This is a genomic window from Paenibacillus tianmuensis (assembly GCF_900100345.1).
GTDB classification, from domain to species: domain Bacteria; phylum Bacillota; class Bacilli; order Paenibacillales; family NBRC-103111; genus Paenibacillus_G; species Paenibacillus_G tianmuensis.
This window is the reverse complement of record NZ_FMTT01000002.1, coordinates 1-12,051: the sequence shown is the minus strand read 5'-3', so window position 1 is coordinate 12,051 and position 12,051 is coordinate 1. Positions and strand designations below refer to the sequence as shown.

The following is a 12,051-nucleotide window of genomic DNA, read 5'->3' as shown; positions in this document are numbered from 1 at the left end:
GGCCAAATGAATAGACAGGAAGCATTGCGGCATTTTTACGATACTTACGTCGAACTGGCCTACGAGGAGCAATTGGATGAGCTCGAACGCAACTATCATTCTTGTAAGGATGATTTATCGGAACAGTTTATTCAGTCGTTCCGCCAACTCTGCATGAATATACGCGAGAAGCAGTCAGCCGGGGAAAAAGGCGCAATCGGATACATTACGTACTCCATGCGCCGGACGTTTATTATGGAAAATAAATTCGAACATATGGTTCATGCTTATGACCGGAACTGGTTTTTTGACCAAGACCCATGCTGTATAGCTTATGATTCAAGTTGGATTTTCGGGCGTTTGGAACGATTGGAAGCCGAATGGAAGGCGAAAAGTCGTCTGTATATGAACAAGATCTTTGCGCCCGATGTGGAACGAATCAAATTGCAGAAAGCTGCCGAATTGAACCGCTATGTGGTTTATTTGGCGCAAGAGGTCATGCCGTTAGCCGCAGAACTGCCGGAGTTTCAAGACTTGGCATGCGAGGATGATTTGGAAGTGTATGCAGGCGAATATAAAGGTCGAATGGACTTGGTTTATCAAAAGAAATTGAGCGTGCAACCCACGATGAAGCCTGTACGTTCCCAAGAAATTTTATAATTTCAATTGCAGGAGAGAACTAGCCGGTGGAATACTATCTTCTGACTCAGGATACAAGAATAGCGGACTATGCCCGGCCCGTAGGTGGCCCCCAGTTTTTTTCGCCAAAAAGCGCAAGCTACCAAGAACGGTTCTATGCTTTGAAGGACGAGAGCTTGCAATTTTATACACGCGGGTCGGATGAATACCTCGATTACATAGAACGTCCTTACCCGTTAGTATCGGAGCGTCTCAAAGAGGCGTTGGAGCGCTGTCAGAAAGACATTTTATATAAACTGGTCATTTTGACCGATCTGCAGCAATCCAAGCAAACCGTCTATTGGTTCTTGGCGCCCGAAACCGTCTCCTGCCTCAGTTCCGAAACGGAATGGCATAAGAATGGCGCGATAAACAAACTCGTTCTCGATTCGTCCAAAATCGGCAGCTATAAGGTGTTTCAAATTGCTGGCACCATCGAGCCTTATCTGGTTGTCGATGTGGATACCGCCGAATCTGCGTTAAGTCTAAATCCGCAGGGGATACAACTGACTCGACTTGAGTTCATCCGATAAGCAGAAGTGGAGTGACGACGGTGGCAAGAAAAGCAACTTACGGCAACCTGAAGATCGTGGGACCCTACGAGATTCAAGAATGGTTCGAATTGCAAATCACGAAAAAAATCAACGGTCACGGAAGCATCCGCCTGACGGCGCAAATTCCGGAGGATCAGCAGGACAATTATGTACATGTGGCTGGGGCCAAAGAATCGATTGAAGTGTATGAACTGGATGAAGAAGAGGGCGTACGCTGTCTTTTTAAAGGAGTGGTAACCCGGATCACGATTGAACGCCATAGCAAAGTGTATTGGATGAATGTTGAAGGGTTGTCGTATACATGCCTCCTGGATAAAACGCCAGAGGTTCGATCTTTTCAAAACAGTAGTATGACTTACTCCAATGTTGTGGACAAGGTGATTCGAGGATACCACGGCTCCGATTGCAACGATCAGACGGAAGGCGAGAAGATCGCCCAATTTCTGCTGCAGTATCAGGAAACCGACTGGGAGTTTCTTGTAAGGGCGGCTTCGCGGCTCGGTACGGGATTGGTTGCGGATGCGACCGTCGATGTGCCCAAGTTTTGTTTCGGCATTCCGAGAAGAGCAACGACCCACAAGTTGAAAGGGATTAAATTTACGGCGTATCGACATCCTATGCAGCGCGAGTTGACGGTCTATGAAGTGGAAGAAGACCTCTATCTCGATATAGGCGACGTGGTCAAATTCCAGAATCGGCCCTTCGTTGTCACGCAATCGTCTGCTGTAATGAGAAAAGGGATGTTGGAGTATCACTACACCCTTACTCCCGAAGTGGGACTCACCTGCAAAACTATAGATAATTACCGGTTGGTCGGGGCTTCCTTGGAAGGGCAAGTTATAGATGTCAAGGGAGAGCATGTCAAGCTTCAACTGGATCGAGACGATGAAGTGCAGAAGGAAGAAGCGGTTTGGTTTCCGTATCCTACTGTTTATACGGGAGGCGGGACGATAGGCTGGCATTGTACGCCTGAGCCGGGAGACACGGTCCACCTGTATTTTCCGAGCTGCAGAGAGGAGCAAGCGGTCGTTAAGCACTCGTTCCGAAAACGCCCGCAGAGCGCCCGAGGCGATATGACAGCCGACCCGAATACGAAATATTTCAGTACGCGAACGAAGAAACAAATCCGCTTCGGGAAGCAAGGGATGGTGATCTCGACCAACGATGACGCGATGCATATTCGAATCGATCAAGAAACGGGCATTGATTTATCCAGTCAAGGAGATATTACGTTCGCTGCGGATGTGGATTTGGTCCTGTATGGCCATAAGGTGCAGCTGTCGGCAGAGAACGAAATCAACGGAGACAGCAGGATGAGCCGCTTTCGCATGGACGGAGAACAGACGGAAAGCCATCATAAAGCATCGGCCATCCGATTGCTGCCGGCACAGGAGGCGGAGCGTAAAGCTTTTGAAGACATGGCAGATGAACTGCGGCAAGGAGCTTATTACCCTTCGTGGTCCAGGCCTCTTCTGCAGAAGTTCAAGATCGCCTATTATCAGGCTCAAGCGGAAGGCGATACCGAAGGCATGAAGGCGGCGGAAGAAAGGGCGAGAGAGGTACGTGACAAGCTAAGCGAACTTGGCAGTATGCCTGACTGGGCGCGCAAGCAATTGAACGATTATACAAGCCGGTGGTATGAAGCCGATGCAGCCGGAACAGAAGCGGATAAACAGTATTACCGGGGACTGGCCGATTCTTTGCGGGATAAAGTGAAATATATCGCTATGATGCGTGAATGCACAACGGATTCTTACGTAGATGCTAACCGGATGGAGGAGCTGTCTGATCAATACAGGGAGTTAAAAAACGGCCCCGCGGCAGACAGCGAACAAACAGGAAAGAAGCTTAAGAGCATCGAAGAAGAGGCCAACAAGATCAGGGATCGTTACGGAATGAGCGACCGCGGCGCAAGGGAGAATCTCAATAAGATAGCGGCTATGTATCCCAACGATTTTAAGTACAAGCTTGCGGTTAACAATAGTTATGACGCTGAATTGAACGAGAGCTTGTACGATTTTTCCAAACAGTACGGCTTGGTCGGAACGTACACTTCGCTGGAACTGCTTAAAATGCACGTGCATCAAGTAGCTAATGGCATTGCGCCTTGGCCGAAAACTTCGGAAGGAAAGAAAGAGGTTAAGGCATCGGTCCAATCGTCCGATCAGGGAACGAATACCAGCCACTCCCCGAATCAGGGGGCGAATACCGGTTCTCCGCCAACTCCGGGAACGAATACCGGCTACCTTGTTAAAGACGGGACGTTCAACTATCGCGACGGAGAAGGCGTTCCTACAACCGAAACGAAATACAAATGGGTTGGCCCGGACCCCTATGCAGGCGATCAGGCAAGTCCCGAACAAAAACGCGAAGCTCTCAAAAGCTTCGCAAGACAGTTTCTTCCAACCACAGATGCCAATGGGAATGTAGAATATAAGATACCCTATCATTGGGAGATAAAAGGCTGGCCCAATGACGTTTACGATCTACGCTTAACGGAAGGGGCGGTTCCTCTTAAATTATCTTGCGATCAATTTACAAAATTCGTCTACAAAAACGTGCTTCGGATTGACCTGGATGCTTCTTCCGGGGCGCAGTACAAACAGCAAATCGGAAGCGACATTTATAACAAAGTCAGGAATTCCAAGCCTGACTGGTCGACTGTCAAAGTTGGAGATTTGTTATTGCTCAGCGGCCATGTTGCGATGTACCAAGGGGATTGCATGCTCATCCATGAAAATGGCGACAAGAGATATTTGCCGCGCGAAGGGTACGTCAATGAAAAATCATGCAATACGGATTACTATAACAACGGTATTATTCGAATAAAACGTATCGTGCTGGATTCGGATTAATTGAACTTTGCCTCCCAAGAGAACAGGCGACTGTGATTTTGCTAAAAAAGGAGTCCTCCTACATGAATCTTCCTGTCATTAAATACAATGGAAAAACGATTGCATTAACCGGAGTAAAGCTCAAAATCGTAAATCACATGAATAGACATGCTCGAGCGCAGATTACAGGATCTCTAAAAGGCTACGAGAAGGAAGCATTTTTTCAACTGATGGATCGCGCGTATTCGGGAAGTCTGCTGGAAATCGGCTATGATAGTGTTGTGAACCATAAGACAATCTTCACGCCCCTGTTTACAGGAACGATTAGCAAGATGAGCGTACAATCGGAGCAAAATCTCTTGACCATATCCGCCGTGTCTTTGACTTATCAATTGGATATTAAGCCGCGCAGCCGGTCATTCCAGAATGTACAGATGACTTACGACGAGTTGATTCAGGACGTGCTGGATCATTACAAAAAATATACGGAGCATATCAACTATCCCGATGTTCAATGGAGCAGCAATTTGCAAGGCCAAAAGCTGGAGAAGTTCGTCTTGCAATATCACGAGACGGACTGGGCCTTTTTGAAACGAATGGCTTCCCGGCTGGAATGGGGACTTATTGCTGGAATCACCAGGGATCAGCCTTATGTGCATTTCGGTTTGCCGGAGGAGGATGTGATTGACGGGAAGCTGGAAACGTATCGCTACACCGTCACCCGGAAGCTGGGTTCCTTCGGGAAAGACGGCGAACAAAATTTACTTTATTACACCGTTCGTACGACCGATATAGAGACGTTTTATACACCGGGAAAAAAGATAAAGCTAAGGCTGCTTTTCCCGCCCTCCGATGAGAAACCGACTATCTCTCAGTTGAATGGGTATGATAGCAAGTTTGGCCGTTCGGCCGACATCGCGAGCAATACGGAGAAGGAGTTGGATTTATACGTGTATCGCGCGGTCACGACTTTTGATACCGCTTGGAATCACGACTGCGTTCTCACGTCTAAAGCCGGCTTGCTTCGGAAGCCTGTGACTAACAAGCAGATTCAAGGGGCGTCTCTAAAAGGGCGCGTGATTGAAGTGATAGAAGACAAGGTGAAGGTGGATTTTGAAGAGATTGAAAGCACCAACGAACTTTCACCGAAACAAGCGATATTATTTCCTCATGCCTCGATGTATACCTCGGAAGGTAATACGGGGTGGTACTGTATGCCGGAAATCAAGGACTACGTCCATATTTATTTTCCTACGGAAGAGGAAGGAGACGGTATCGTTACGCACTCCGTTCGAATGAGAACTAGCGGCGGGGACATGATAGCCGACCCGGCAGTCAAAATTTTCATGACTAAGCACCGGAAGGCGATTATTTTCGAGAAAAACGAAATTATCATTACCGGTAACGACAATGAAATGCTGATTCGTCTGATCGATGAGAAGGGCATTGAAATTCGCAGCAGCAAGGATATCCGGGTCAAGGCTGCCGGCGATCTGATTCTGAAGGCGGGAAATTCGGTGCAAATCACAGCGCAAGAAGCGATCGGGATGAAGGCCAAAACGAGCTTGATCGAGATGGACGGGGAAACCAAGATACGTGGAACCAAGGTGAAAATGAATTAGGCGGGAGGGAGCACCATGACCAAGGCTACGACGGGCGCTCAAGTCAAGGAACGCAAGCAGACCATAGCCGAACGTATCGCCGATATCAAACGGGATTTAAGCGCCGGAAAAGCACCGCTGCTTATGGCAATGGAGGAGCTGGGAAAGGCAGGGAGCGGTGGAGTCGAACGAAGTTTTGTAGTGGAGGGAGCCACAGTAGCCTGCTCGTGCGGAAGCAAGGAAAGCCGGCTGAAGGCTCCTGCGAATCGCCAAGTCTATATCAATGATAAAGTCCAGTTGAATGTGACCGATTCGAAGCCGTATGTGAACGTGGATGCTTTTGGATACTGTTCGAGTCTGAATAATCCCGCCGTAGCCGAGGCAACCAAAGCCATCAATGGGCAACTGAGACCGATGCCGTGTTCGCCCATGATCGGAACGCCGTGGATGGCGCTGGGCAAACCCAATGTCATTGTCGGGCAGGATCAAGCCTTATTAAGCTACTGTATGGTAAGCTGCATGTACAATGGACAGATCCGTATTACCGATGACGGACAAGGGCAGACGGTTGACGCGGGGGCCGGGCAGGATCGGAAGGAAGCGGAAGCAGTCTTGCTGCTGAATATGGCGGCTAACGAAATGTTGTTAAAGCTCAAGAAGGACTGGAAGCCCGGTGGGACAGAAGCGGGTACGGCGGACTTTATTCGCAGACAAATCGGCGGAACCGTTACGCGCGAGGACGATTCGAAAGAGGTAAGCCGTTTGGTCGGCAACGATAAAATTTTGGCCGCGAAGAAGCTGTATGCGGAAGGCAAGGCAGAGGACGCTAAGGAGCTGGCCCGAATTGGCCGTGAAATGGGCGGAACGATTTTGCTGGACGATGATGTGGAAACCGCGCAGCGCATGGTTGCGAACGAGTATATCTATATGGCCAAACGAAAGTGGCAGGAGGCCCATCAGGCAGGGGATAGGGATAAGAAAATTCAGGCCGTGCAATTGGGACAAGCTGCCCGCAAGCTTGGCGGAACGATTACGGACGATCACAGTCTTGAAGAAGCCGGGAGAATCTTGACCGATGAACGGAACCGGGTTTCTTCGACATACAATAATCATCAGGGCAGGGCATGGAACGGGTTTTACGATCGCGAGGCATGGGAGAATGAGGCGCAATATTTGTACAATCTAACCCTGAAGCCGGGAGGTAATCAGTGGGCAAGTGAACGACTGCTTCTTGCAGAGAGCATTTTATACGGTACTCGTTCCGAAGCGAACGCAGCCTATAACAAGATAAATAATGTAAATACGGAGAAGCAGGTTAGTAGTAGTAGTAGTAGTAGTAGTGGAGCAAAAAAATCCAGTAATTCACAGGCAAATACTCAGGGCGGTAAGTTTGAGAATGGTATCATATCTGCCCATGATGCTATTAATCGGGACCCGCTATTGAACAAAGAAGCTTGTTATATTCCGAACCTGCAAAATTTCCCGTTGTATAGTCAATCAGACCAAAGGTACGCTGATGAGAAAATCGGAAGTGATACGATGAAAAAGTCTGGATGTACGATAACGGGAGTTGCAGCCATTAATGCCTGGAAAACCAACGGGCAATGGCCGAATGGAGTAGAACCACACCCCGGTCGTTATAAAAATAAAGCAAAATTCACATCAGGAGGGCTACTAAAGTGGGACTCTATTGGTTTGGCTCAACCTGGGCATTGTAGTTACAAATATAACAATACAGATTTTGAATCCGAGGCTAAAGGGGCAGTTGATCGAGGGAATCCTGTGCTTATTGGTGTTAATGGAGCTTCACACTGGATTGTGGTCATAGGATATAAGAAAGAAGGAGAAGTCATTATTTATGATACTGCGGATGGAAGTGTAGGCACTTTTGACGAAGTAAATAAAAACCGCGAAGTAAGCGGGAAACCTCAATATAAGTCGGTGAGTCGATACTATGAATTTCCTTAAAAGAAAGGGGCGGCAGAGTACTTTGAAGAATTCTGCGAAATGGATGCTTGTTGTATTCATTCTTTCAATTATTACCGCTTGTGAGGGGAAAATCGATCCACAACCCCCACAAGGTAATGAAGCCGGCACAAAAACGGTTATTACAAATACGACCGGCCTGAAAACCGATGCTAAAGAAAAAGATAGTAAAGCAAACCAATCAATTTCACCCGATAATGTTAGCTCCACAAATAATAAAATGCTAGCGTGTCAAAAGGAATTGGAAGAGCGGGGGCAATTTTCGGAGTATGAGGGTAACGTCGATTATAAATCGGGACCCAGAATATTTCCTCTGCTTCATTTTATTATGACGAAGAAATCGATTGAAGCTAATGAACCAGAACAGACTGTTTATATGAAAGATAATCCAATATTTGTGACAAGTAATAAGAAATATGGGAATTCTTTATTATTCACAATTATCCATTCAAAGCGGACCGGTGTTTTGCATGGGGTTACTGATTTTCCTGATAATAAAGTGACGAAATTTTACAAATCCATGGTAGGTGACATAAAACGCGGTAACATCCAAATACCTTTTACAGAAGTAAGTCCAAGAAATAGGGCTGTTGAAGTGAATCGTAAGACTTGGGAAAACGAATTGGCCAAATATATGGAACCATGTAAGGATTCATTAATCTTGCCGCCTACGAAAACAGCCCCGCCATTTTTTAATTATAGCGATTACGTCTATCCGTTTTCGAAAGAAATTGATTTTGTCGCCGGTGCTGAGGGGGTAGGGGCAGGCTTGGAACAGTCCATTAAGCGTTATGTTGATGAAAAGAAAATACGAATCCCTATTCTCTTTTACTGCCCTGGATGCAAAGTGGAGAACGTAGTCATGGTACAAAATAATGTCGAGTTAAAATTTACGGAGGCTGAAAAGAATAGCGACTGGCAAAAGTGGCTAGGTAGCGATTGGCACATGTACATATCGGAGAAAGTCGATTTTGATGAAAAGGTATTCGCGGACGCGTTTTTTTACGGAATGCGTACCCATTTGCCTCCGTTCATAAGTGAATATCCTTCAACCGTACAAGCGACGATTAACGGGGAACAAGTGAAGTATGTGAATCGCTAGACTATATGAAGCGGATATTCAAAGAAATAGGGGTGAACAAACATGCAGTGGAAAGAACCGACATTTGGCGATACTTCGGTGATCAAAGTGTTGGCCGCGGCAAATGCCCGCAGAAAGGCCGACGAATACGATTATGAAGAAGAACAGAAGGAACAGAATCTAACGTATCCGGATTGGGCGAAGGAATGGGTCAAAAAATATAAGGAAGCTTGGTACATTGCGGAAGCAAGCGGTGATATAATCGCTATGCAAAAAGCAAAGAAACTGGCGGACGCCCTCAGAGATAAGCTGCGGCAAATGACCACACTCCCTGAATGGGCGCAGCAACAAATGCAAAAGCAGACCCTGCGATGGATGGAAGCGAACGAAGTCGGCAACGTAAGAGTCATGCGATTTGCCAGTGAAACGGAACAAGGAATTATAGATAAGCTGAAAATGATTGAAAATATGAAGGAAAAGTGGCCGGATGATGCGAAAGCTTTGAATGATTTGACGGCAAAGTGGTATTATGTGGATGATAACGAATTCATCCCATACGAGGATAGGGAAAAGTATGCGAGTCCGGAATCCGCAAAAGCTGAATATACGAAGCAGGCTCAAGAGATTATAGCGAAGCTGGAGAAGCCGAAACAGGAGAAGCCGAAACAGGAGGAGAAGAAAGAAGCTAATAAAGAAGCTAATAAAGAACCTAATAAAGTCGCTAATGAACCGGCTCAGGGGACGGGTAATAGTGATGGAAAAGTATATGCTGTTGCCGCCACTACTTCGGGTGAACACAGAGGTGGTTTGACTCAAGAACAAATGGAAGCGAACGCGCGATATATTTATAAGTATTTTTCAGGTTGGTCTAAAGAGGCTATTAGTGCATTGCTTGGGAATATGCAATGGGAAAGTGGAAGTATTAATCCCGGTGCATGGCAGTATTGGAATCAAACAGGAAAGGGTTGTGGGTATGGTCTAGTCCAATGGACACCTGCTGGGAATAAAATCCTAAATTGGGCGGGTCTTGACGCAGAAGGTGCTAACAAAATGGCCCAAAATGACCCTAAACAACTCATGGATAAACAACTGGAGTTTTTGCTAATTAATTTAAATTTAACAGGCAGTAAAGAAGAGAGAAAAAATTATGGTGGAGAATGGATACCAACTACAAAATATAGTTCACCATATAAAATGACTGTTTCAGAGTTTACTAATTCTCATAACGACGTAGGTGAATTGGCAATGGTGTTCCATGGGTCATTTGAAAGATCTGGTGATGCTCCAGGTTCTAAGGCGTTGACAAAAAGAGTTGAATATGCTAATAAATGGTACGATTTCTTTAGAAAATGATAGAACAAATCATTCATTGGTTAGTGATATAATTAGTAAGAAAGGTGAGATAATACATGAAAAAAACACTCTTGACCACCATATCAATAATATGTATTATAGCTTTTAATGTTGGCTTAACAGGCTGCGCAAGTATTAAAGATAAATCTGATATTTCTGAAAATCATCCTACTACAATGAGCAAGACTAATGGAACTAGTATTCCAAATTCTTCAACTGCACCTGCGACTGTGATGCCAACACAAACAAGTAGTTCTCCATCAGTGAATAGCATTGATGCAATTGATTACAGTCAATATATCAAAAAGGTATGGGTCATAAAAAATTGGACTAATGAAGCTAATAATTCTTCCTTTAGCATTTCAAAAATTGAAAATGGAAAAATAGAAGGAAAGTTCTCAACACTTGTTATATCTGTTCCAGATTATTACTATTACTTACCAGATCATCTAGGTTATTTAGGGAGTTTAACTGGAACAATTAATAATGGCATTGCAGAAGGCAAGTTTAATGATAAGAATGGGGATAAGGGAAATATTAAATTGGTTTTTAAATCAAACGATGAGATTGAAGCGACCATTAATTATACGGAAAAATCACAAAATAGCAAAGAAAAATCTTTAGATGGAACATTTCTTTTTAGACCATATAACCTTAAAGATATAGACGGTTTTAATCCTTTTAAAGATCAATGTTTTTCAGTAGATTTAAATTCTTGGGGAAATGTCAAGTTTGCATCAGGAAAGATAATGGGAGGTAGTCATATACCTACAGTAGCATATTTAACCAATAAAGAAGATGATATTCTTTATGATTTTACTTGGGCCATACCAAACAATGTGGATTTTTATGCTGTTTCACTTCAAGATGTAAACAAGGACGGACTTAAAGATATTATTATTATTTATGGTGTGGACGATGATATTTCTTCATCAACAGCAAAAATTTTCACTCAAAATACTGATGGGGTGTTCGATGTCGACGGTGATATGACCCAAGAAATAAATGATTCCGGTAACAATAAAGATATAAAAACTGTATTGGACTATCTTTCAAAGAAATTCTAGACGATTATGTATAAGAAATGAAGGCATACACAATTTTGAGTGAGCATGAGACAAAGTTGTATGAATGCAATTGCTGTGGGTGATTAAGGGAGTTTAATCATCCTGAATTTCCGGCACAGGGATTTGTAAGAAAGTTTGTAAATGGAAAATACCTTCCGCAATAAGTGTCTTTTTGAAAAGTTCACCTTGATTGGTTTCATGCCTTTCAAGGTTTCTTTTTGGTGGTGGGGCTACCAGTGCCGAATGAACCCATCATTCAACTAATAACACATATAACCCATGTAATACCCGTATGAAGATTTCACCATTTCATTTGTACGCACATCAATGCTTGAATCTTATCCCTTAAATAACGCTATAGAGTTACATTGATCAGGTCGATTATGGTCAGATACCACCATGATTGACCTGTTTTTATTATTGGTGATTGGGCCCCGTGGGATTCTCCCCAAAGAGCGATCTTTGGTGGTGCTGAATTTGTTTACAAAGGCTACATCAATGTCGGACAAGATACAATATATACAATGAAATATAATTTGCCCGGTTACATACTGGACAGTGAAAAGTTCTCACGCTTAAGAAGCCAACAAATCGGCGTCAACAATAGAGGTGTCCTGCTTGGAACGGATTATTTTCGTTATGGATAAATGCGGATTTTGGGCAAACAGGCGAAAAATCGACTTGCGTAAATATACCGTCACGGTCGCTTCCGAAACGATGGTCTTGGACGGGGTTCTCAAATAGCGAAAGAAGAGGCCGGGAACCCGCTCGGAAAAACGCAAGGCGATCAGTTGCACCAGTCCCATCGCAATACAACTGCACATCACAAATCCTTCGATGGCCTGAAGAGTCAATCGAATCCGTTGTCTATCTGTTTCGTCCGTCACTTGCTCCAAGGGATGAGGCTCCCCCTTTCGG

General features: G+C 44.9%; 8 protein-coding genes and 1 pseudogene. 8 read left to right on the top strand and 1 reads right to left on the bottom strand.

Annotated features, from left to right (window positions below; all coding sequences use genetic code 11):
- Positions 1–6: 6 nt before the first annotated feature.
- The 8 genes from BLO51_RS01780 to BLO51_RS01745 all read left to right on the top strand — a co-directional run bounded on the left by BLO51_RS01780 (position 7) and on the right by BLO51_RS01745 (position 11,133).
- A complete protein-coding gene (locus BLO51_RS01780; RefSeq protein ID WP_090666215.1) occupies positions 7–639 on the top strand; it encodes a hypothetical protein in 633 nt (210 codons plus the stop codon).
- A gap of 26 nt (positions 640–665) precedes the next feature.
- Positions 666–1,190, top strand: coding sequence for a hypothetical protein (locus tag BLO51_RS01775; protein WP_090666213.1), 525 nt, complete (start codon positions 666–668; stop codon positions 1,188–1,190).
- A gap of 20 nt (positions 1,191–1,210) precedes the next feature.
- Complete coding sequence (locus BLO51_RS01770) at positions 1,211–4,066, top strand: NlpC/P60 family protein (RefSeq protein ID WP_090666211.1); 2,856 nt, start codon at positions 1,211–1,213, stop codon at positions 4,064–4,066.
- A 62-nt stretch (positions 4,067–4,128) separates the two neighbouring features.
- Complete coding sequence (locus tag BLO51_RS01765; RefSeq protein WP_090666209.1) at positions 4,129–5,667, top strand: hypothetical protein; 1,539 nt, start codon at positions 4,129–4,131, stop codon at positions 5,665–5,667.
- Positions 5,668–5,682: 15 nt separating this feature from the next.
- Positions 5,683–7,614, top strand: a complete 1,932-nt coding sequence (locus BLO51_RS01760) for a PAAR-like protein (protein ID WP_143006803.1) — start codon at positions 5,683–5,685, stop codon at positions 7,612–7,614.
- Positions 7,615–7,636: 22 nt separating this feature from the next.
- Complete coding sequence (locus BLO51_RS01755) at positions 7,637–8,734, top strand: hypothetical protein (RefSeq protein ID WP_143006802.1); 1,098 nt, start codon at positions 7,637–7,639, stop codon at positions 8,732–8,734.
- Between the two features lie 42 nt (positions 8,735–8,776).
- Positions 8,777–10,066 (top strand): phage tail tip lysozyme, encoded by a 1,290-nt coding sequence (locus BLO51_RS29645; RefSeq protein WP_090666205.1) that lies wholly within the window; start codon positions 8,777–8,779, stop codon positions 10,064–10,066.
- 56 nt (positions 10,067–10,122) lie between these two features.
- A complete protein-coding gene (locus tag BLO51_RS01745) occupies positions 10,123–11,133 on the top strand; it encodes a hypothetical protein (protein WP_090666203.1) in 1,011 nt (336 codons plus the stop codon).
- A 575-nt stretch (positions 11,134–11,708) separates the two neighbouring features.
- Here the strand turns inward: BLO51_RS01745 and BLO51_RS01740 are convergent.
- A pseudogene (locus BLO51_RS01740) lies at positions 11,709–12,051 on the bottom strand (hypothetical protein); the annotation flags it as partial.